The sequence below is a fragment of the Nocardiopsis trehalosi NBRC 14201 genome, assembly GCF_001552555.1.
In the GTDB taxonomy this organism is placed as follows: Bacteria; Actinomycetota; Actinomycetes; order Streptosporangiales; family Streptosporangiaceae; genus Nocardiopsis_B; species Nocardiopsis_B trehalosi.
This window is the reverse complement of sequence record NZ_BCRK01000111.1, coordinates 1-20,952: the sequence shown is the minus strand read 5'-3', so window position 1 is coordinate 20,952 and position 20,952 is coordinate 1. Positions and strand designations below refer to the sequence as shown.

Annotated in this window: 22 protein-coding genes; 9 read left to right on the top strand and 13 right to left on the bottom strand. The window is 76.4% G+C overall.

All coding sequences use genetic code 11. The features are described from left to right. Positions 1–72: 72 nt before the first annotated feature. Positions 73–765 (bottom strand): FadR/GntR family transcriptional regulator, encoded by a 693-nt coding sequence (locus tag NT8_RS18525; protein ID WP_067971124.1) that lies wholly within the window; start codon positions 763–765, stop codon positions 73–75. A 322-nt stretch (positions 766–1,087) separates the two neighbouring features. On the opposite strand from NT8_RS18525, the gene NT8_RS18520 reads away from it, so the two are divergent. The 4 genes from NT8_RS18520 (at position 1,088) to NT8_RS18505 (ending at position 4,328) form a co-directional block, all read left to right on the top strand. Continuing rightward, complete coding sequence (locus NT8_RS18520) at positions 1,088–1,828, top strand: (Fe-S)-binding protein (RefSeq protein WP_067971120.1); 741 nt, start codon at positions 1,088–1,090, stop codon at positions 1,826–1,828. After that, the gene (locus NT8_RS18515) at positions 1,825–3,258 is read left to right on the top strand and encodes a lactate utilization protein B (RefSeq protein ID WP_067971118.1); all 1,434 of its coding nucleotides are present in this window, start codon (positions 1,825–1,827) and stop codon (positions 3,256–3,258) included. The genes NT8_RS18520 and NT8_RS18515 overlap by 4 nt, the downstream gene beginning before the upstream one ends. A 43-nt stretch (positions 3,259–3,301) precedes the next feature. After that, positions 3,302–3,931, top strand: coding sequence for a LutC/YkgG family protein (locus tag NT8_RS18510; protein ID WP_067971116.1), 630 nt, complete (start codon positions 3,302–3,304; stop codon positions 3,929–3,931). Between the two features lie 166 nt (positions 3,932–4,097). Next, entirely contained in the window at positions 4,098–4,328 is a 231-nt protein-coding gene (locus tag NT8_RS18505; RefSeq protein WP_067971113.1) for a DUF2795 domain-containing protein, read from the top strand. A 21-nt stretch (positions 4,329–4,349) separates the two neighbouring features. Here the strand turns inward: NT8_RS18505 and NT8_RS18500 are convergent, their stop codons facing one another. From NT8_RS18500 to NT8_RS18490, 3 genes are all read right to left on the bottom strand, one after another. Then, a complete protein-coding gene (locus tag NT8_RS18500) occupies positions 4,350–4,820 on the bottom strand; it encodes a hypothetical protein (RefSeq protein ID WP_067971110.1) in 471 nt (156 codons plus the stop codon). A 31-nt stretch (positions 4,821–4,851) separates the two neighbouring features. After that, complete coding sequence (locus tag NT8_RS18495) at positions 4,852–5,466, bottom strand: TetR/AcrR family transcriptional regulator (RefSeq protein ID WP_084469069.1); 615 nt, start codon at positions 5,464–5,466, stop codon at positions 4,852–4,854. Between the two features lie 118 nt (positions 5,467–5,584). Continuing rightward, positions 5,585–6,439, bottom strand: a complete 855-nt coding sequence (locus NT8_RS18490) for a DUF2382 domain-containing protein (RefSeq protein ID WP_067971105.1) — start codon at positions 6,437–6,439, stop codon at positions 5,585–5,587. 278 nt (positions 6,440–6,717) lie between these two features. Between NT8_RS18490 and NT8_RS18485 the strand changes: the two genes are divergently transcribed. Then, positions 6,718–7,512, top strand: coding sequence for an SDR family NAD(P)-dependent oxidoreductase (locus NT8_RS18485; RefSeq protein ID WP_067971103.1), 795 nt, complete (start codon positions 6,718–6,720; stop codon positions 7,510–7,512). A 61-nt stretch (positions 7,513–7,573) separates the two neighbouring features. Here the strand turns inward: NT8_RS18485 and NT8_RS18480 are convergent, their stop codons facing one another. From NT8_RS18480 to menB, 4 genes are all read right to left on the bottom strand, one after another. Beyond that, positions 7,574–8,365 (bottom strand): cupin domain-containing protein, encoded by a 792-nt coding sequence (locus NT8_RS18480; protein WP_067971101.1) that lies wholly within the window; start codon positions 8,363–8,365, stop codon positions 7,574–7,576. Between the two features lie 50 nt (positions 8,366–8,415). Further along, positions 8,416–10,083, bottom strand: a complete 1,668-nt coding sequence (menD, locus tag NT8_RS18475) for a 2-succinyl-5-enolpyruvyl-6-hydroxy-3-cyclohexene-1-carboxylic-acid synthase (RefSeq protein ID WP_067971099.1) — start codon at positions 10,081–10,083, stop codon at positions 8,416–8,418. Positions 10,084–10,367: 284 nt separating this feature from the next. Beyond that, the gene (locus tag NT8_RS18470) at positions 10,368–11,372 is read right to left on the bottom strand and encodes an o-succinylbenzoate synthase (protein ID WP_067971097.1); all 1,005 of its coding nucleotides are present in this window, start codon (positions 11,370–11,372) and stop codon (positions 10,368–10,370) included. A 77-nt stretch (positions 11,373–11,449) separates the two neighbouring features. Beyond that, entirely contained in the window at positions 11,450–12,304 is an 855-nt protein-coding gene (gene menB, locus NT8_RS18465) for a 1,4-dihydroxy-2-naphthoyl-CoA synthase (protein WP_281203488.1), read from the bottom strand. 200 nt (positions 12,305–12,504) lie between these two features. Between menB and NT8_RS18460 the strand changes: the two genes are divergently transcribed. Both NT8_RS18460 and NT8_RS18455 read left to right on the top strand, forming a co-directional pair. Further along, on the top strand, positions 12,505–13,674 hold the full coding sequence (locus NT8_RS18460) for an AMP-binding protein (RefSeq protein ID WP_067971095.1): 1,170 nt from the start codon (positions 12,505–12,507) through the stop codon (positions 13,672–13,674). Between the two features lie 385 nt (positions 13,675–14,059). Then, positions 14,060–15,364 (top strand): RNA polymerase sigma factor, encoded by a 1,305-nt coding sequence (locus NT8_RS18455; protein ID WP_067971093.1) that lies wholly within the window; start codon positions 14,060–14,062, stop codon positions 15,362–15,364. 151 nt (positions 15,365–15,515) lie between these two features. Here the strand turns inward: NT8_RS18455 and NT8_RS18450 are convergent, their stop codons facing one another. Both NT8_RS18450 and NT8_RS18445 read right to left on the bottom strand, forming a co-directional pair. Then, positions 15,516–15,878 (bottom strand): GntR family transcriptional regulator, encoded by a 363-nt coding sequence (locus NT8_RS18450; RefSeq protein ID WP_067971091.1) that lies wholly within the window; start codon positions 15,876–15,878, stop codon positions 15,516–15,518. Between the two features lie 85 nt (positions 15,879–15,963). Next, positions 15,964–16,359, bottom strand: a complete 396-nt coding sequence (locus NT8_RS18445) for a hypothetical protein (protein WP_067971089.1) — start codon at positions 16,357–16,359, stop codon at positions 15,964–15,966. Between the two features lie 155 nt (positions 16,360–16,514). On the opposite strand from NT8_RS18445, the gene NT8_RS18440 reads away from it, so the two are divergent. After that, positions 16,515–17,195, top strand: a complete 681-nt coding sequence (locus tag NT8_RS18440) for a TetR/AcrR family transcriptional regulator (protein ID WP_067971087.1) — start codon at positions 16,515–16,517, stop codon at positions 17,193–17,195. 9 nt (positions 17,196–17,204) lie between these two features. Here NT8_RS18440 and NT8_RS18435 read toward each other — a convergent pair whose 3' ends face one another. Both NT8_RS18435 and NT8_RS18430 read right to left on the bottom strand, forming a co-directional pair. Beyond that, on the bottom strand, positions 17,205–17,882 hold the full coding sequence (locus NT8_RS18435) for a response regulator (RefSeq protein ID WP_067971085.1): 678 nt from the start codon (positions 17,880–17,882) through the stop codon (positions 17,205–17,207). Then, complete coding sequence (locus NT8_RS18430; RefSeq protein WP_067971083.1) at positions 17,879–19,186, bottom strand: sensor histidine kinase; 1,308 nt, start codon at positions 19,184–19,186, stop codon at positions 17,879–17,881. Before NT8_RS18430 ends, NT8_RS18435 begins: the two co-directional genes overlap by 4 nt. Before the next feature lie 153 nt (positions 19,187–19,339). Between NT8_RS18430 and NT8_RS18425 the strand changes: the two genes are divergently transcribed. Beyond that, positions 19,340–19,933 (top strand): hypothetical protein, encoded by a 594-nt coding sequence (locus tag NT8_RS18425; protein WP_067971082.1) that lies wholly within the window; start codon positions 19,340–19,342, stop codon positions 19,931–19,933. Between the two features lie 59 nt (positions 19,934–19,992). Here the strand turns inward: NT8_RS18425 and NT8_RS18420 are convergent. Further along, positions 19,993–20,952, bottom strand: a 960-nt coding sequence (locus tag NT8_RS18420; RefSeq protein ID WP_157515882.1) for an ABC transporter ATP-binding protein, incomplete at its 5' end; no start/stop codon positions are given.

The window sequence follows — 20,952 nt, the reverse complement described above, 5'->3', positions numbered from 1 at the left end:
CCGGCCCGCTCCCGGGGGGACGGGCCGGCCCCGGGCCTCCCCTCTCCCCCGCGCGGGCGGCCGCCGGGGCCGTCAGGCGGGGTCGGGGCCCGCCGCGAGGTCGGCGCGCAGCCAGCGCTCGACCTCCAGCACGTGCAGGGTGGCGGCGGCGCGGGCGGCGTCGGGGTCGCGGTCGAGCAGGGCGCGGTGGATGCGCTCGTGGTCCTCGCGCAGCCGCGCCGCGCGCCCGGCCTCGCGGTGCCCCCGCCACACCCGGGCGTGCAGCGTGCGCGAGGAAAGGCCGTCGTTGATGGCCGCCAGGGTGGCGTTGCCGGTGATCGCGACGATCGCCTGGTGGAACGTGAGGTCGGCGGTGACGGTGTCGTACTCGCTGCCGGCGGGGTCGATGCGGTCCAGGATCTCCCCCAGCCGGCGGAGCCCTGCGTCGTCGGCGCGGGCGGCGGCGAGCGCGGTCGCGGCCGGCTCCAGCATGCGGCGCACCTGGAGGACCTCGATGAGGGTCGCGCCGTCCGCCACCTCCGCCAGCACCGAGAACGCCTCCAGCAGGTCGGCCGGGCGCAGCGCGGTGACGTAGACCCCGGCGCCGCGGCGCACCTCGACCACGCCCAGGGCGGTCAGCGCGCGCACGGCCTCGCGCAGGGAGCCGCGCGACACGCCCGCGTCGGCGGCCAGGTCCCGCTCGGCGGGCAGCCGGTCGCCGGGCCGGAAGGTGCCGTCGGCGATGCGCGCCTTGACGTGCTCGATGGCGCGCTGGGCGGCCGGCATCCGGTCGCCGGGGGGCGGCGCGTCCGGTGCGCCGTCGGGCAGGGTCACGGGTCCTCCTCCGCGGCGCGGACCGCCGCCGCCGCTCGCCCCATCTTGACACCCCCGCCCGACCACGCGTAGAAGTGGTCGGACCAATCCACCGATGGAGGCACCGAACGGGCCGCCGATGGCCGGTTCCCGCGCCAGAGGTCGGACCAGTCGCGGGCGCTCCCGGGGCGGCCGGGCCCCGGCACGCCCCCCGGGGTACCGGGCGGCGGGCCGGCCCGCGCCTAGAGTCGGAGGGGCGCGCGCTCCCCGGGGCGCGCCGGAAGCGAGGGAGCGCATGCGCATCGCGTTGTTCATCACCTGCCTCAACGACACCCTGTTCCCCCGCACGGGGAAGGCGGTCGTGCGGCTGCTGGAGCGGCTGGGGCACAAGGTCGTCTTCCCCGAGGACCAGACCTGCTGCGGCCAGATGCACTACAACACCGGCTACCGGCGCGACGCCCAGCGGCTCGCCGTCCGGTTCGTCGAGACGTTCGCCGACGCCGACGCCGTACTCGTCCCGTCCGGCTCGTGCGCGGCCATGGTCCGCGACAACTACCCCCGGCTGGGCGCGCCCGGCAGCCGCCTGGACCGGGCCGCCGCCGAGGTCGCCCCGCGCGTCCTGGACCTCACCGAGCTGCTGGTGGACGTGCTCGGCGTGACCGACGTCGGCGCCTACTTCCCGCACACGGTCACCTACCACCCCACCTGCCACGGGCTGCGGCTGCTGGGGCTGGGCGACCGCCCCTACCGGCTGCTGCGCGCGGTGCGCGGCCTGGAGCTGGTGGAACTGGCGGGCGCGCGGGAGTGCTGCGGGTTCGGCGGCACGTTCGCGGTGAAGAACCCCGACGTGTCGGCCGCCATGGGCGCCGACAAGGCGCGCCGGGTCGCCGACACCGGCGCCGAGGTGCTGTGCGCGGTCGACAACTCCTGCCTCATGCACATCGGCGGCACCCTGGAGCGCGCCCGCGCCGGGGTCCGGGTCGTGCACCTCGCCGAGATCCTCGCCTCCACCGAAGAGGAGCCCGCCCGGATATGAGCGCCACCTTCGTCGGCATGCCCGCGTTCCCCGAGGCCGCCCGCGCCGCCACCGGCGACGCCCAGCTCCGGCACAACCTGCGCAGGGCCACGCACACGATCCGCGACAAGCGGGCGGCCGTCGTCGGCGAACTCGACGACTGGGCCGGCCTGCGCGCCGCCGGGAAGGCGGTCAAGGACCGCACGCTGCGCCACCTCGACGTGTACCTGGAGCGGTTCGAGGCGGCGGTCACGGCGGCGGGTGGGCAGGTGCACTGGGCGGCCGACGCCGCCGAGGCCAACCGCGTCGTCACCGACCTGGTGCTCGCCACGGGCGAGCGCGACGTGGTGAAGGTCAAGTCGATGGCCACCCAGGAGATCGAGCTGAACCAGGCCCTGGCCGAGGCCGGGATCACCGCCTACGAGACCGACCTCGCCGAGCTGATCGTGCAGCTCAGCGACGACCTGCCGTCGCACATCCTGGTGCCCGCCATCCACCGCAACCGCGCCGAGATCCGGGAGATCTTCCGCGACCGCATGGCGGCGTGGGGCGCGCCCGCGCCGGACGGGCTGGGCGACGACCCGCGCGCCCTGGCCGAGGCCGCCCGCGTGCACCTGCGCGAGCGGTTCCTGCGCACCCGGGTGGCGGTGTCGGGGGCCAACTTCGCCGTGGCCGACACGGGCACGCTGGTGGTGCTGGAGTCCGAGGGCAACGGCCGGATGTGCCTGACCCTGCCGGACACCCTGATCTCGGTCGTGGGCATCGAGAAGCTCGTGCCGACCTGGTCGGACCTGGAGGTGTTCCTCCAGCTGCTGCCCCGCTCCTCGACCGGCGAGCGGATGAACCCCTACACCTCCACCTGGACCGGTGTCACCCCGGGCGACGGGCCGCAGGAGGTGCACGTCGTGCTGCTCGACAACGGGCGCACCGACGTCCTCGCCGACACGGTCGGCCGCCAGGCGCTGCGGTGCATCCGCTGCTCGGCGTGCCTGAACATCTGCCCCGTCTACGAGCGCACCGGCGGCCACGCCTACGGCTCGGTGTACCCGGGGCCCATCGGCGCCATCCTCACCCCGCAGCTGCGCGGCACCGGCGGCGCGGTCGAGGCCGCGCTGCCCTTCGCGTCGTCGCTGTGCGGGGCCTGCTACGAGGTGTGCCCGGTGGCCATCGACATCCCCGAGGTGCTGGTGCACCTGCGCGAGGAGGTCGCCGGGGGCGCCGGGCACCGCGCCGAACGGGCCGCCATGGGCGCGGCCGGCTGGGTCCTGGGCGACCGGCGGCGGCTGGACGCGGCGCAGCGCGCCGCCTCGGCCGCCCGGTCCCTCGCCCCCCGGCACCTGCCCGGCCCCGGGGCGGCCTGGACCGACACCCGCGACCTGCCCGAGATCCCCGAGGAGTCGTTCCGGTCCTGGTGGCGGCGGCGGTCCGGCCCCGGCGAGGGGGCGCGGTGAACGCCCCCGCCCCACGTCCGGCCACCACCCGAGGAGGAGAGCGATGAGCGGTTCGCGCGAGCGGATCCTGGGCCGGGTGCGCGCCGCGCTGGCCGACGTCCCCGCCGCCGAGCGCCCCGATGACGTCGCCGTACCGCGCGACTACGCCGCCGCCCACGGCGGGGGCGAGCGCGTCGCCCTGTTCGCCGAGCGGGTCGCCGACTACCGGGCCGTGGTGCACCGGGTCCCGGCGGACGGGCTGGCGGAGGCCCTGGCCCGCGCCCTGGCGCGCCGGGGCGCCCGGCGGGTCGCGGTCCCCGCCGACCTGCCCGGGGACTGGCTGGCGGCGGCGGACGCCGTCGCGGTGCCCGACGGCGCGCTGCCGGTGGCCGAACTCGACGCGGTCGACGGGGTCGTGACGGGCTGCGCGGTGGCGATCGCCGAGACCGGCACCATCGTGCTCGACGCCGGGGCGGCGCAGGGCCGCCGCGTGCTCACCCTGGTGCCCGACTACCACCTGTGCGTCGTCCGCGCCGACCAGGTGGTCGACGCGGTCCCGCAGGCGCTGCCCCGCCTGGACCCCCGCCGCCCGCTGACCTGGATCAGCGGGCCCTCGGCCACCAGCGACATCGAACTCGACCGGGTCGAGGGCGTCCACGGCCCGCGCACCCTGGAGGTCGTCATCACCGAGTGACCGGGCCCGACGGGCCCGACGCCCGCCCACCGCCCCGCCCGGTACGCGGCGCCCCGATGCCGGCCGGCGGCGTTTGCCCGGCCGGCATCGGGGGCAGCCGCCCCGCGTGCGCGCGGACCCGGTCGGCCCGCGCGGCGCACGCCCCGCCGACCCGAGGAGGTCCGCCATGGTCGCACCGCGCGATCTCGAACCCGTCCGCCGCGCCCTGCGCGCGACCGGCTTCCCGGTGGACCGGGACACCGTCGTGGCCGAGGCCGAGCGGGAGGGCGCGATCCGGGAGGTCCTGACCGCGCTGCGCGCCATGCCCGCGGCCGACTACAACGAGGCGGACGAGGTCCTGCGCTCCGTCCCCGTCGACGACCCCGCCGACCCGCACCGGGACACCGGCGGGTCCTGACCGCCGACACCGCCGCGCCGGTCAGCCGGCCGCGGACGCCGGCGACGCGGAGGCGGCCGCGCGGGGGGAGCGGGTGGACCAGCCGCCGTAGGCCAGCAGCAGGCCGGCGACCGCCAGGCAGCCGAAGAACGCCCGTGCCGCCGCCGTCAGCGCCGGCGAGGCCAGCGTGGTGTCGACGCCCGCCTCCAGCGCCGCCGGGGCGGCGATGAGCAGCAGGCCGCGGAGTGCGACGAACCACCCGAACAGCGACACCGTGACGGCCAGCGGGCCGCGCCAGTTGCGGTGCACGCCGATGATGACGAGTCCGCCCGCCAGCATCATCGCCCCGAGCATCAACACCATGTCGGGCCGGGCGAACAGGCCGACGCCCACCTCGGTGAGTTCGGGCAGGCGGATCGCGTAGACGGTGGTGAAGACGGCGATGTAGGGCCCGATCACGCGGGCGAACGCGCGGGTGCGCTCCCGCGCCCGGACGTCGGCGGAGGACGGCATGTCCTGCTCCTGTCTCCCGGTTTCCCGGGTGTCACCGGCCCTCGGGGGCCGGGGGGTAAGGGCCGCCGGGCCGGTATCCGGCCTGGTGGAGGACGGCACGCAGATAGCGCTCGGCCTCGGCCGCCGTCGCGGTGTCGGGCCGGGTGGCGAGGTGCTGCCACACCGCGCCGGTGAGGACGTCGAGCAGCACCTGCGGTTCGGTGTCCTCGGGCAGTTCCCCGCGGGCGCGGGCGCGCTCGAACACCGCGGCGCGGGCCCGGTCGCGGGGCTCCCCGAAGCGGACGCGGTAGGCGCGGGCGAGCTCGGGGACGTCGTCCATGGCGCCGTAGAGCCGGCGCAGCAGGCGGCGCGTCCGCGGATCGCTGAGGACGTGCGCCCAGCCGGACAGCACGTGTTCGACGTCGCGGATCTCCGGCTCGGCCGGCGGGTCGCCGAAAGCGGCCTCGACCGCGGCGACCAGCAGCCGGGTCCGGTCGGGGAAGCGCCGGTACACCGTGGCCCGGGTGACGCCCGCCCGACGGGCGACCTGCTCGAAGCCGACCGCGCCGACGCCGGCCTCGATCAGCAGGTCCAGCGCCGCCGCCAGGACGGCGGCGTCGGCGTCCTTGCTCCGGGGGCGCCCGGGCACCCGCTCGCGATCCGTCATGCGACATACAATACAGATGTGCTCTGTATCGTAAATAGCCCGCGGTCCCGGGCCTCCGCACACGGCGGCGGCGCCCCCCGCTCGGGGGGCGCCGCCGGGGCGCCGGACGGGGCCGGGGTCAGCCCGCCGGGGGGCGGCGGCGGTCGTCGGGCGCGTCCGTGTCCCGTTCGACCTCCACGCGCTCCTTGCGCAGCTCGCCCTGGACGTGCTGGTTCTCGGTGACCTCCTCCTTGGAGATCCGCACCTTCTCCACCGGCACCGACTCCTTGGCGACGACCGCCTGCTCGGCGTAGAGGGTGACCTCGGTCTCGTCCTCCTCGCCGATGCGCCCCGCGGCGGCCGCGTCGCGGTCCTGCTCGGTGAGCGGCACGCGCTCGACGTGCAGCTCCTCGTGGGTGACCGGCACGTCCTGTTCGAAGTGCTCGCTGTCCACGGTCTTGCGGACGCGGGCGTGGCCGCTCTCCCGGCTCTCCACCCCGATGTGCGCCTGCTCCTCGGAGCGGACCATGGTGATGTCGTCCTCGGCGCCGGCCGGGCCGCCCGCCCGGTCCTCCGTCCCCGCGCGGCCCGCGGTCCCCGGCGCGCCCGCGGCGGCCGGGCCGGCGGCGGCCCGCCCGGCGGCCTCCCCGGTCGGGCCGGTCTCGGCGGCCCGCTGGCCGGGCACGGTGACGCCGTAGTGGCGGTAGAGCGTGTCCTCGTCGTCCATGGACAGGTGGTCGTCGGCGTCGATGCGCGGGGCGTCCTTGATGGTGTCCTTGTCGAAAGGCACCATCAGGTCGTCCTCGGTGGCCCGCGACCCCTGGAGGGGGACGAGGCTGTGCTTGGCGCCGAACATCCCCGTCTGCACCGCGGCCCACTTCGGCGCGTCCGTCCGGTCGTCGAAGTAGACCTGCTCGATCCGGCCCACGTTGTGGCCCTCGCGGTCCAGCAGCTTGTGGCCGATGAACTCCTGCGCTGCTCGCTGCGGCGCCATGGCGAACCAACTCCCCCGTGTCGTTCCTCCACCGTCGGCTTCCGGTGGCCGGAGCGGCGGACGCCGCGACCGGCACGGGGTCGGGGTACCCGGTGTGGTGACCGCGATTCGGGTTTTTGCCCGACACCACCCCAGAATGAACCTGATCATGACCCCGTGGCGCCCCCGGCGGCGGGCGCCCCGCGCGGAGTGGCGCGGTGGCGCGCGGCGGCGCCGGATGATCGAATCGGGTGGCGCGGGGACGAGCGGACGAGCGGGGAGCAGGGAGGGGCGCGGACATGCGGATCGACCTTTCGGGGAGGACCGCGCTGGTCACCGGGTCGACGCAGGGCATCGGGGCGGCCATCGCGGCCGGCCTGGCCCGCGCCGGGGCGCGGGTGGCGGTCAACGGCCGGTCGGAGGGCTCGGTGGCGGCCGCCGCCGACCGGCTGCGCGCGGAGGTGCCGGGCGCCGACGTGGTGCCGGTGGCCGCCGACGTCGCCACCGAGGAGGGGGCCGCGCGCGTCGTCGCGGCGCTGCCCGGCGTCGACGTCCTGGTCAACAACCTCGGGATCTTCGGCGCCGCACCGGCCCTGGAGATCACCGACGACGAGTGGCGGCGCTACTTCGAGGTGAACGTGCTGGCGGCGGTCCGGCTCACCCGCGCCTACCTGCCCGGGATGACCGGCCGGGGGTGGGGGCGGGTGCAGTACATCGCCAGCGACTCCGCGGTGGTCACCCCGGCCGAGATGATCCACTACGGGATGTCCAAGACCGCGCTGCTGGGCGTCTCCCGGGGCTTCGCCAAGGAGGCCGCGGGCACCGGGGTGACGGTGAACGCGGTCATCGCCGGGCCCACCCACACCGGCGGGGTCGAGGACTTCGTCTACGAACTGGTCGACCGCGACCTGCCATGGGACCGGGCGCAGCGCGAGTTCATGCGGGCGCACCGGCCGCAGTCGCTGATCCAGCGCCTGATCGAACCCGAGGAGATCGCCAACATGGTGGTCTACCTGGCGTCGGCGCAGGCGTCGGCGACCACCGGCGGCGCGCTGCGGGTCGACGGCGGCTACGTCGACGCGATCCTGCCCTAGCCCGGGCGGCGGGGCGCCAGAGGGCCGCGGGAAGGAGGGTCGGGCGGGCCCGCCCGCGCGACTACCCCTCCCGCACCGCCTCGAAGTCGGCGAAGTCGAACCCCGGCGACACCACGCACGAGACCAGGGCCTCCGCGGCGGTCAGCGGGCGCGCCCGCTGCCAGGTGCCCGCCGGGACGACGGCCTGCGGCGCGTGCCCGGCCGCCGGGTCGGCGCCCAGCGCGTACGCGGGCCCGCCCGGCGCCGGCCGGGCGCCGGTGCCGCCCAGTTCCAGCCGGAGCGGCCCGCCCCGCTGGTGCAGCCACACCTCCTCCGAGCGCACGCGGTGCCACCGCGACTCCTCGCCCGCCCCCAGCAGGAACAGCACCGCCGAGGCGGTGGGGCGCGGCCCCGGGTACCCCTCCGGGCGGACGGTCGCGGCGGCCCGCCAGGTCGACCGGTACCAGCCGCCCTCGGGGTGCGGCAGCAGGTCGAGCGCCTCGGCCGTGGCGCCCCGCTCCTCGGCCGCCGTGTAGGCCCCCCAGGGGTCGCGGCGCAGGTAGCGCACGCCGGTCACCGCGGCGCGCGGGATGGGCCCGTAGACGTGCGGGAACAGCGTCCCCTCGGGCACGCCGGGCGGCGGGGCGGGCACCGCGGCCTCCCAGCGCACCTCGGCGCCGACCCGGTCGGTGTCGACCACGAGGGCGACCTGCGGCGCGTCGGCGCCGGCGTAGAACCGGTCGGCCACGGCGAGCAGGGTGGGCACGTCGGGCGACGCGTGCACGAACCCCTCGGTCGCCAGGGAGGGGGCGGTGATCTCGGCGCCGGCGGCGCGCCAGTGGTCCAGGGCGGTCAGGTGCAGGACGTCGGGCATGGCGCCCAGTATCGCGCCGGGGCCGGCGCGGCGCCGCCCCGGGGACCGGCTCAGCCGTCGACGGCGGCGGTGACGGCCTCCTGGACGCGGCGGCGCAGCACGGCCGACGCGGCCCGGTCGGTGCACACCTCGATCAGCCGGACCCCCTCGCCCAGCAGCGTCTTGGGCAGGTCGGTGGCCCACTCCAGGCGGGTATAGGGCAGGTCGGCCATCGCCGCGACGCGCTCCACCGTGACGCCGTGGGGGGTGCCGAAGAGCCGTTCGAAGTCGGGGTGGCCGGCCTGCTCCAGCCCGGAGAAGATGCCGCCGCCGTCGTTGTTCACGACGACGATGGCGAGATCGGGGCGGGGCTCGCCCGGGCCGATGACCAGCCCGTTCTGGTCGTGCAGCAGGGCGAGGTCGCCGATGAGGGCGTACCCGCCGCCGCCCCCGTCGCGCTGGTGGGCGAGCGCGGCGCCGACGGCCGTGGAGACGGTGCCGTCGATCCCGCTGACCCCGCGGTTGCCGATGATGCGGGCGCCGCAGCGGGCGGACATGGCGGCGTCGAGGTCGCGGATGGGCATGCTCGACCCGGCGAACAGCAGCGATCCCAGCGGCAGGTGGGCGGCGAGGTCGCGGGCCAGGCGGGGCTCGCTCAGCGCCTCCTCGCCGTCGAGCAGGGCGTCGAGCGCACCGCGGGCGGCGGCCTCGGCGTCGCGCCAGGACCGCGCCCACGCGGTGTCGGGGTCGGCGCCGGGCGGCGGGGCGACGGCGGGCACGACGTCGGTGGCGGTGCGCACGGGGTCGGCGAACGCGCGGTGGTCGCCCACCACGATGTGCCGGGCGGCCCGCCGCAGGTACGCCGACATCTGCCGGGACAGCCCCGGGCGGCCCACGCTGACGACGAGGTCGGGGGCGTGGCCGGCGGCGAACCCGGGCGCGGCCAGCAGCTGCCGGTAGGACGACACGGCGTCGGCGCGGCGGGCGTTGGAGGTGGGCTCGGCGAGCAGCGGCCACCCGGTGGCCGCGGACAGCGCCAGGTAGGGGACGGCGTCGTAGTCGCCGTCGCCGCAGACGATGACCCCGCGCTCCACGGGCGGCAGCTCCAGCGGCGCGGGCTCGGCCGGGCGGGCCGGCCGGTCGATCCACGGCCGCCCGCCGGGGCGGCCGTCGACCGGCTCGCACCAGGCGCCGGAGTCGCCGGGGTCGGGCACCAGGGGTTCGCGCAGCGCCAGGTTGAGGTGGACGGGGCCGGGGCGGTCGGGTCCGGCGGCGGCCCACGCGCGGCAGGCCAGCGACCGCCAGTACGACACCATGCCGGTGACGGGCTCGGGGACGCCGACCTCGGTGAACAGGCGCACCGCCGACCCGTACAGCTCGATCTGGTCGACGGTCTGGTTGGCGCCGGTGCCGCGCAGCTCGGGCGGGCGGTCGGCGGTCAGCACCAGCAGCGGCACCCCGCTCTGGTCGGCCTCCAGCACCGCCGGGTGGAAGTTGGCGGCCGCGGTGCCCGAGGTGCACACCAGCGCCACCGCGCGGCGCGACGTGCGGGCCAGGCCGAGCGCGAGGAACGATGCGGAGCGCTCGTCGATGCGGACGTGCGCGCGGATGTCGGGATGGGCGACGAGGGCGAGCGCCAAGGGCGTGGAACGCGACCCCGGCGCGATGACGGCCTCGGTCAGGCCGCAGCGGGCCAGCTCGTCGACGAGGACGCGCGCCAGGGCGGTGGAGGGGTTCATCCGGTCTCTCTAGTCGTCAGGTGTGTGCGGGTGGCGGCGGAGGGCCCGCGCCCGGCCCGGCCGCCGAAGGGCCCGCGCCCGCGCTCCCCCGCGCCGGCGCGGTCGGGCGCGCGGTGTCCGCTCGGCCCCGGGCGGCACGCGGCACCGCCGCCGTCCGCCCTCGACCGCTGCAACACGGTCCGGCGCCGCGATCGTCCGTCTCCGACTGCGAGACCGGCCACGTTCCCCCCGCCCGTCCGGGTCGGCGCGGGCCACCGCCGCGCGCCCCCCGGTCTGCCTCTCCCCTACCCAGTATCGCGGCGGGAACGGGCTCCGCCCGGCGAACGGTTCATTTCCCCTCCGTGGGCGGCGTGCCACGCCGCGCGCGCCGCCGCCATGCGGTCGCGCCACGCCGCGGGGTCGGTCTCGACCTCCCGCAGCCGCTCCTCGTCCACCGCCACCGGCCGCACGGGCAGGTGGCCGTCGACCGGGACCAGCGGGTCGTCGGTGACGTCGGCACCGAGCAGGGCCGTGGTCGCCAGCCCGCACGCGTAGGGCAGCTCCGGCAGCGCGGCGGCCAGGGCCACCCCCGCCGCCAGCCCCACCGAGGTCTCCACGGCGCTGGACACCACGACCGGCAGCCCGCACGCCTCGGCGACCCGCAGCGCCGCCCGCACCCCGCCGAGCGGCTGCACCTTGAGCACGACGACGTCGGCGGCGCCGGCGGCCACGACCTTCATCGGGTCCTCGGCGCGCCGGATCGACTCGTCGGCGGCGACCGGGACGCCGCCGCGGCGGCGCACCTCGGCCAGCTCCGGCAGGGTCGCGCACGGCTGCTCGACGTACTCCAGGTCGAACCGGCGCAGCTCGGCGAGCATGCGCAGGGCGGTGTCGACGTCCCACCGCCCGTTGACGTCGATCCGCACCCGGCCGCCCGGCCCGATGGCGTCGCGGACGGCCTCGACCCGGGCGATGTCCTCGGCCGGGTCCTGCCCGGCCTCGGCGACCTTCACCTTGGCCGTGCCGCACCCGCTGCGGGCGACGATGCGCGCGGCCTCGTCGGGGCCGACGGCGGGGACGGTGGCGTTGACGGGGACGCGGTCGCGCACCGGCGCCGGGAACCCGTCCTCGGCGGCCTCGCGGCACGCCGCCCACCAGCGGGCGCACTCGCGCGGGCCGTACTCCGCGAACGGGGAGAACTCCCCCCATCCGGCGGCGCCGCACACGAGCAGCCCTTCGCGCCGGGTCACCCCGCGGAACCGCGTCCGCATGGGGATCGCGAACGCGCGTCCCGCAACGGCGTCGTCCATCTCCTCCGCACTCCCCGCTCGCCAGCCCGCCCCGCCGCGGCGGGGAACGTGTCGTCGGCGCACCGCGCCGGACCTTACTAGGGGCGGCGCGGGAACCGGTCGAACTCGGGGCGGCGCTTCTCCTTGAAGGCGTCGCGGCCCTCCTGGGCCTCTTCGCTCATGTAGTAGAGCATCGTCGCGTCGCCGGCGAACTGCTGCATGCCCGCGGCGCCGTCGCTGACGGCGTTGATGGCGCCCTTGACCATGCGCAGCGCCAGCGGGGACTTCTCCAGCATCTCGCGGGCCCAGGCGACGGTCTCCTCCTCCAGCCGCTCCAGCGGGACGACCGTGTTGACCATGCCCATCTCCAGGGCCTCCTGCGCGGAGTACTGGCGGCACAGGTACCAGATCTCGCGGGCCTTCTTCAGGCCCACGGTCTGGGCGAGCAGCCACGAGCCGTAGCCGCCGTCGAAGGAGCCGACCTTGGGCCCGGTCTGGCCGAACTTGGCGTTGTCGGCGGCGATGGTGAGGTCGCAGCACACCTGGAGGACGTTGCCGCCCCCGATCGACCAGCCGGCGACCATGCAGATGACCGGCTTGGGCAGGCGGCGGATCTGCACCTGGAGGTCGAGCACGTTGAGCCGGCCGATCCCCTGGCGGGCCACGGCGTCGTCGCCCATGTACCCGTCGTCGCCGCGGATCTTCTGGTCGCCGCCGGAGCAGAACGCCTGGTCGCCGGCGCCGGTGAAGATGATGACCCCGACCTCGGAGTCGTCACGGGCGAGGTTGAACGCCTCCTGGAGTTCGAACAGGGTCTGCGGGCGGAACGCGTTGTGCCGCTCCGGCCGGTTGATCGTGATCTTGGCGATGCCCTCGGCGGTCTCGTAGATGATGTCGCTGTACTCGCCCGACCGCTGCCACTTCACGCCACTCACGATTCCGGTCTCTCCCATCCGAAAGCCATCGACGGACCCGGGCACACCAGCCCGAACGACGTCGCTCGTCCGGTCGTCAACTCTAGTCCTCCGCCCCGGTGCGCCCGAACGCGACGTCCCCTCCCCGGGCGCCGGCGCTCGGCGGCCCCGCCCGCGCACCGCCCCGCCGACCCCCGTTAACCTGGGTCATCGTGGTGAACCGACCCCTGCACGCGGTGATGGGCCTGGAGCCCGCCGCGCTGACCGCGTCCCTGTCCGCCGCCCTCGACGGCACCGGCCCCGCGCTACTGCCCGTCGACCCCGCCACGCCCGCGCCCCGGCTGCGGGCGCTGCTGGGCGCGCTGCGGCCCGACGCGCTGCGCACCCCCGACGGCACCACCGCGCTGCCCGACCCCGCCCCCACCGGCCCCGGCACGGCGCTGGTCATCGCCACCTCCGGCTCCACCGGCACGCCCAAGGGCGTCGAACTGTCCGCCGCCGCCCTGCGGCACTCGGCCGCCGCCTCGGTGCGCCGCCTGGGCGCCGCCCCCGGCGACGCGTGGCTGTGCGTACTGCCCACCGCGCACGTCTCCGGCCTGCAGGTGCTGCTGCGCGCCCTGGTGTCGGGCGGCGACCTGCTCACCGGCGGCGCCGACCCCGCCGCCGCCCTGGCGGCCGCCGGGGGCCGCCGCCCGCACGTGTCCCTGGTGCCGACCCAGCTCCGCCGGCTGCTCGCCGAGGGCGCCGACCTGTCCCGGTTCGGCGCGATCCTGGTGGGCGGCGCCGCCGCCGGGGACGGCCTGCTCGACGCGGCGCGCGCCGCAGGCGGGCGGGTCGTCACCACCTACGGCATGAGCGAGACGTGCGGCGGGTGCGTCTACGACGGCGTGCCCCTGGACGGGGTGGCCGTGCGCACCGACCCCGGCGGGCGGGTGCTGCTGTCGGGCCCGGTGCTGTTCCAGGGCTACCGCCTCGACCCCGACCGCACCCGCGCCCACCTGGCGGCCGACGCCGACGGCACCCGGTGGTTCGCCACCGGCGACCTCGGCACCGTGGGCCCCGACGGCCGGCTGCGGGTGCGCGGCCGCGCGGACGACCTGATCAACACCGGCGGGCACAAGGTGGTGCCCGGCGAGGTCGCGGGGGTGCTCGCCCGGGTCGGCGGGGTCGCCGAGGCCGTGGTGGTGGGCCGCCCCGACCCCGAGTGGGGCGAGCGGGTGACCGCGGTGGTCGTCCCCGCCGACCCCGCCGACCCGCCCACCCTGGAGCGGCTGCGGGCGGCCGTGCGCGCCGAACTGCCCGCCTACGCCGCCCCCCGGGAGTTGGAGCTGCGCGCGGCCCTGCCGCTGCTGGCCTCGGGCAAGCCCGACCTGGCGGCGCTGCGGGCCCCCGGCCGTGCGCAGGAATGACCCGCGTCCGGCTGGGCAGCCGTAACCGAAAGCGGACAACCGAGAGACGGGCGGAGGAACAGGGAACTTCCGCCTCCCCGCGGGCGTCTACCAGATCATCGGCGTGACCCGTCCGCGAAGGAGGTCGGTGTGCGGACCATCGGATCGACCCCGCCGGCGACGAGGCCGGCGGCCCCTTGCGCGGCGGGCCGGGCGGGCCTCCCCCATACCCGCCCGACGGACCTCCGGGCCACGTTCGCGGCCGTGACCTAGGCCACGACCGGCGATATCAATTCGAGACCGGGAACATTTGACTCTCTGACACGTTAGACATATTGGCGCGTCACCACGGCGGATCTCCTTGACCGCCACGCGCCTACGTCTTGGAAGGGAGGGAGGTGCCTTCATGTCGCGCACTGCCCTAGCCACTTCTCCCACGGTGGCCGAGACCGCAGGCAGCACCGTCGCGTCGGCGGCTCTGGACGAGCTGATCACCCGGGGGCGCTCCCAGGGACACCTGTCCCTCGGGGAGCTCCGGGCCGCGTTCTCCGCCGCCGGCATCAGCCCGGCGGACGGCCGCTCCATCCTGCGGGAACTCACCGACGCCGGAGTGCGGCTCGCCAACGGGGGCGACGACGCCGCGGCGGTGGAGTCCGTGGACGCCGACGCCGAGGACGACGCCCTCGAGGAGGCCCTCGACACCGCGCGTCCGGCACCCGCCAGGACCGTCGGCAGGGCCGCCCGGGAGCAGGACGTCCCCGAGGCCGACCTCGACGACCAGTCGCCCGCCATGGGCGACTCCGTCCACACCTACCTGAAGGCGATCGGCCGCCGCCAGCTCCTCACCGCCGAGGAGGAGGTCGACCTCGCCAAGCGCATCGAGGCCGGCCTGTACGCCGAGTACCGCCTGGGCCTGCTCGACGACGCCCCGGCCGCCGAGGCGGGCGGCACCGAGCGCGACGAGCTGGCCGAGATCGCCGAGGACGGGCGGCGCGCCAAGCAGCACATGCTGGAGGCCAACCTGCGGCTGGTCGTCTCGGTCGCCAAGAAGTACAGCGACCGCGGCATGTCCCTGCTCGACGTGGTGCAGGAGGGCAACCTGGGGCTCATCCGCGCGGTCGAGAAGTTCGACTACACCAAGGGCTTCAAGTTCTCCACCTACGCCATGTGGTGGATCCGCCAGGCCATACAGCGCGGTTTCGCCGACTCCGCGCGCACCATCCGCCTGCCCGTGCACGTGCTGGAGCTGCTGAGCAAGGTCAGCCGCCTGGAGCGCGACATGCACCAGACCCTGGGCCGCGAACCCACCCCCGAGGAGCTGGCCCTCGAACTCGACAAGACGCCCAACCAGATCGAGGAGCTGCTGCGGGTCACCCGCCAGCCGATCAGCCTCGACTCCACCATCGGCGAGGACGGCGAGACCCGCATCGGCGACCTCATCGAGGACATCGACGCGTCCGAGGCGTCGGAGGTGGTCGACCGCCAGCTCATGGCCGACCAGCTGCGGCGCGCGCTGGAGGACCTCGAACCGCGCGAGGCCACCATCATGTCGCTGCGGTTCGGCCTGATGGACGGCCGGCCCCGCACCCTCGACGAGATCGGCAAGCACCTCGGCCTGACCCGCGAGCGCATCCGGCAGCTCGAGAAGCAGTCGCTGTCGAAGCTCCGGCACCCCAGCCGGGCGCAGCAGCTGCTCGACTTCGCCAGCTGACCGCTCCGCGGCCCCGACCGGCCCCGTGCCCGCCTCCCGGCGGCGCGGGGCCGTCGCGCGTCCACGGGGGCGGCGCACCGGGGGCCGGGCGGAGGCGGCCGCGTCGCCGTCGGTAGCGCCGTCCGCCCCGGTGCCGCCGCCGGCGGCGCGGTCAGCGGCGCAGCGCGGCGGCGACGATGTCCAGGGCCTCGCCGGGGGCGAGGCCGAGCCGGGCGACGGCGTCGGCGTAGGCGCGGGCCGCCGCCACCGCCTCGGCGCGCTGGGCGTCGCCGTTCGCGGCGACGAACGTGCCGGAGCGGCCGCGGGTCTCGACCACCCCGGCCTGCTCCAGTTCCCGGTAGGCGCGGGCGACGGTGTTCACCGCCACCGACAGCCGCTCGGCCAGGGCGCGGACGGTCGGCAGCTTGGCGCCGACCGGCATGTCGCCGCGGGCGGCGGCGTTGGCCACCGCCGCCCGGATCTGCTCATAGGGGGGCACCTTGGAGGCGGGATCGATTCGGATGGTGTCCGGCATCAGCTTCCCATTCCCGTGTCCGCTGCGTCCCGGTCGCGGGGCGCCACCCCACGATCCTGCCATCGGGGCGGCGCCGGTGCACGCCTCAGGCGGCGACGGGGCTGCGCGGCACCCGCCGGACGCCGTGCAGGCGGTGCTCCTCGCGGGCGGTGAGCAGCCGCTCGGCGAGTTCGGTGGCCCGCCGGATCTCCGGGCGCGCCAGCCGCTTGCGCCGGTAGAGGCGGTCGACGCGGCCGCGCGGGCCGACCAGGACGCGCTCCCGGGCGTAGGCGGCCCGCATGGCGTCGGTCAGCGCCGCGTCGAGACCGGTGCCGCACCGGTGCAGCTCCGCGCTGTCGGCACCGGCCGCGTGCGCGGCGGCCAGGTTTCGCTCGGCGGCCGCGACCGCCTCCATCAGCTCCGGCAGCCGCCGCGCGAGGTCCTCGTCCTCGCTGTGGCGGCGGCGCGCCTCCGCGTCGACCTTCCGGCCTGCCAACCCCATGCTCGCTCCCGACTGGTCGTGTGCTGGTCACTCGTGTGCTGATCGCTTCCGGGCGCTGCCGCCCGGGGGACACTCTAGGGGTGGCCGAGATCACCACGCGAGGCGAGGTGTGTCACTCGGCCCCGTGCTTTACACGGTAACCCTAGGATCGGGGCGTGAGTCGAAACAACGCCGGCCTCAGCGCCGACCGCATCATCAACGAGGCCCTGCGCATCATCGACGGCCAAGGGCTGCGCCGCCTGACCATGCGCCGCCTGGGCGACGCCCTCCAGGTGGAGGCCATGGCCGTCTACCACCACTTCCCGCTGGGCAAGGAGGCGCTGTTCGACGCCATCGCCGACCACGTCACCGACGTGGCGCGGCCCGACGGCGACGCCCCCCGTCCGCTGCCCGGCGACGACCCCGACGACGGCGCCGACGACCCCGAGGGCGCCGACCCGGCCGCCGACGACCGCCCGTGGGACGAGCGGCTGCGCGACTGGGCGCACGCCTACCGGACGCGGCTGCTCCGCCACTCCGGTGCGCTCCCCCTGCTCATCAACCGCCGCCCCGACACCGAGGCGGCGCTGCGCGCCCGCGACCTCCAGTACGGGGCGTTCGCCGAGGCGGGGCTGACCGGCGCCGCGGTGCCGCGGGCCGCCGCCGCGCTGGACTCCTACGTCACCGGGGCGGTCGTGCACCAGGTGCGCGCCGAAGGGCTGCCCAGCCCCGCCCCCGCCGCGGTCGACGGCCGGTTCCCGCACCTGGCCGCGCACGCGGGTGCCGCCCCCGACCACGACCGGGACTTCCGCGAGGGGCTCGACGCGCTCCTGGCCGCCCTGGTCCGCGCCGCGTAGCCGTCCCGCCTACGGGCCCTCCGGGTCCGCGGCGCCCAGCTCCTGGGCGATGATCGCGGCCTGCACCCGGCTGCGCAGGCCGAGTTTGGCGAGGATGCGGCTGACGTGGGTCTTGGTGGTGGTCTCGGTGATGCCGAGGCGCCGCGCGATCTGCTGGTTGGACAGGCCCTCGCCCACCCGGGCCAGCACCTCGCGCTCGCGCGGGGTCAGCTCGGCCAGCGCGGCCGGGCTCACCGCGGGGGCCCGGCCGGGGCCGCCGGCGCGGGCGCCGCCGATTCCGGCGAACTCGGCGATGAGCCGGCGGGTCACCGCGGGCGCGATCATGCCCTCTCCGCGGGCCACCACCCGCACCGCCTCGGTCAGCTCGCCGGCCTCGATGTTCTTCAGCAGGAACCCGGCGGCGCCGGCGCGCAGCGCGCCGAACACGTACTCGTCCAGGTCGAACGTCGTCAGGATGAGGACGTCCGTCCCGCTGCCGGCGAGCTCGCGGGTGGCGGTGATGCCGTCCTTGCGCGGCATCCGCACGTCCATCAGCACGACGTCGGGGGCGGTGCGCCGCACCTCGGCGACGGCCTGCTCGCCGTCGGCGGCCTCGGCGACCACCTCGATGTCGGGGGCGGCGTCCAGGATCATCACCAGGCCCGACCGGACCGCCCACTGGTCCTCGGCCACGACCACTCGTATCACGCGCCGCGCTCCGTTCCGCCGTCGTCGTCGGTGTCCGCCCGTGCGCCGGCCCGCCCGGCGCCGCCGTCCAGCGGCAGCTCCGCCCGCACCCGCCAGCGCTCCGGTGCGCCGTCGGCGGGCCCGGCCGCGAAGGCGCCGCCGAGCAGCTGCACCCGCTCCCGCATGCCGGTCAGCCCGGCCCCCGTGCCCAGTTCCGCCGCCCAGGACCGCCGGTCGGCCGCGACGCCGTTCTCGGCGGTGATCACCAGCCGGCCGGCCGCGTCGGCGGTACCGGCCCGGTACTCCACGGTGAGGTCGACCCGGCGCGGTTCGGCGTGGCGCAGCGCGTTGGTCAGCGACTCCTGCACGATACGGTAGGCGGCCGCGTCGACCTGGACCGGCAGGCCGACGGGCGTGCCGCGCTCGGTCATACGCACCTCCAGCCCGGCGTCGCGGGCGGTGGCGACCAGCCGGTCGGCCTCGCTGAGCCGGGGCGTCACCCGGTCCAGGTCCGGGGCGTCGTCGTCGCGCAGCACCCCGATCATCCGCCGCATCTCGGCCAGCCCCTGCACGCTGTTGTCGCGCACCACGCCGAGGATGCGGCGGGTCAGCTCGGGGTCGGGCTCGCGCATCGACAGCGCGGCGGTCGACTGCACGGCGATCGCGCTGAGGTGGTTGGCGATGACGTCGTGCAGTTCGCGCGCCATGCGGCCGCGCTCCTCGGCGACCGCGCCGCGCCGGTCGAGTTCGGCCATGCGCTCGATCTGGCGGGCGCGTTCGCGCTCCAGCTCGGCGCGCAGGTGGTGCTCACGGACGCTCATGCCCCCGATGGCCGGCGTGACGAAGGCCAGCGCGAAGACGCCGATGATCTGCAGCACCTCCAGCAGGCCCGGGAGCCACCCGGCGGCGTAGGCGTAGACGGCACCCACGATGGCGGCCGCCAGGCCGGCGCCCACCACGACGAGGACGCCGTAGGCGAGCCGGCGCCGCCCCCACACGCACGCGGCGTACAGCAGGTCGCCGTAGGAGACGGCGACCCACATCGACGGCCCCACGGCGACGTCGACCGCGAGCACGGCGGTCGCCAGCGCCAGCGCGCCGCCCGGCGCGGCGCGCCGCAGCGCGATGGCGGCGCAGACCCCCGTCAGCGTGACGAGCAGCAGGCGCGGGTCGACGCCCGTCCGGTGCACGTAGGAGCCCAGGCCCCACAGCAGCAGGCCCAGGCCGAAGTGCCCGGCGGCCCACAGGGTGCTGCCGAGGTAGACGCGGCCGCCGAGCAGCCGCCGGTCGAGCAGCGCGTAGCGCCGGGAGAGGGACAGGATCACGCCCCCATCTCAGCACGTCCGCCCGCCATGCGCGTACACCGAAGGTCGTACGCCGATATCGTCAGCCCTGCCGATGCCGCACGGCCCCCGCGGACCGATGCTGGAGTCCGGGCCGATCCCGGTCCGCGACGACGAGGAAGGGACGCGAGTCCGATGGTGGTGGCCGTCATCCTGGCCTGCGAGGTGCTGTTCTGGGTGCTGGTCCTGGGCGGCCTGGCGGCCCGGTACCTGCTGCGCCGCACGCGGCTGAGCACCGTTCTGCTGCTCCTGGTGCCCGTGCTCGACGTGGTCCTGCTCGCGGTGATCGCCCTGCACCTGACCTCGGGCGGCACGGCGGACGCCTCGCACGGCATCGGGGCGCTCTACCTGGGGTTCACCGTCGCCTACGGGCATCCGCTGATCGTCTGGGCCGACGCGCGCTTCGCCCACCGGTTCGCCGGCGGCCCGCGGCCCGAGAAGCGGCGCCCGGCGGGCGGGCGGGCGCGCGTCAGGTACGAACTGGGCGGCTGGCTGCGGTGCACCGCGGCGTGCGCGATCGGCGCCGGGGCGCTGGGCGTGCTGATGCTCGCGGTCGGCGACCCGGAGCGCACCGCGGCGCTGAACGGGTTCTTCACCCCGCTGGCGATCGTCATGTTCTGGAACACGGTGCTGACCGTGTGGGGGCTGCTGGAGGTGCCGTCCTCCCGGTCCGCCGAGGACGCGAAGGGCGCGGAGCGGCCGGAGCGGCCGGAGCGGCTGCCGGGCTGAGTCGACGCCGAAGGGGCCCGGCCGCGCGTGGCGCGCCGCCGGGCCCCTCGCGGTGGCCGTCAGGCCGACGCGGTCTCGGCGGCCGCCCGGCGCAGCCGGACCCGCTCGCGCCGCTGCTCCCGCGCCTCCTCGGGGTCGAGGACGGGCGCGGCCGCCAGGAGCTGGCGGGTGTACTCGTGCTTCGGGTCCTGGTACAGCGTGTCGCCGTCGCCCATCTCCACGACCTCGCCCTTGCGCATCACCGCGACCCGGTCGCTGACCTGGCGGACCACGGCCAGGTCGTGCGCGACGAAGATGTAGGTGAGGTCGAAGTCGTCCTGCAGCTCGTCCAGCAGCCGCAGCACCTGGTCCTGGGTCGACACGTCCAGCGCCGACACCGGCTCGTCGCAGATCACCAGCTTGGGCTGGAGGATCAGCGCGCGGGCGATGGCGATGCGCTGGCGCTGGCCGCCGGAGAACGCGTGCGGGAACCGGTTGTAGTGGGTGCTCTCCAGCCCGACCCGCTCCAGCAGCTCCTGCACCCGGCGCTGGATCTTGCGGGTGTCCCGCTCGCCCTGCACGCGCAGCGCGGCCCCGATGGTGTCGCCGATGGTGACCCGGGGGTTGAGCGAGGAGTAGGGGTTCTGGAAGATCATCTGGATGTCGCGGCGCAGCGGCCGGAGCCGGCGCTCCGGCAGGTGGCTGATGTCGCGGCCCTCGAAGGTGATGGTGCCCTCGGTGGGCTCCAGCAGCCGCATGACCATCCGCGACAGGGTGCTCTTGCCCGACCCGGACTCGCCCACGATGCCCAGCGTCTCGCCCTTGTACAGGTCGAAGGAGACGTCGTCCACGGCGTAGAAGTCGGTGGCCCGGCCGAACATGCCGCCGCGCACCTTGAACCGCATGCGCAGGTTGCGGGCGCTCAGCAGCGGGGCCTCGCCCGAGGCGGCGGACGCGCCGCCGGCGGGGGTGACGGCGGGCGCCGCGGCCGGGGCGGGGGTCTCCGCGGCGGGCGCCGCGCCCTCGGCCGGGGTCGCGGC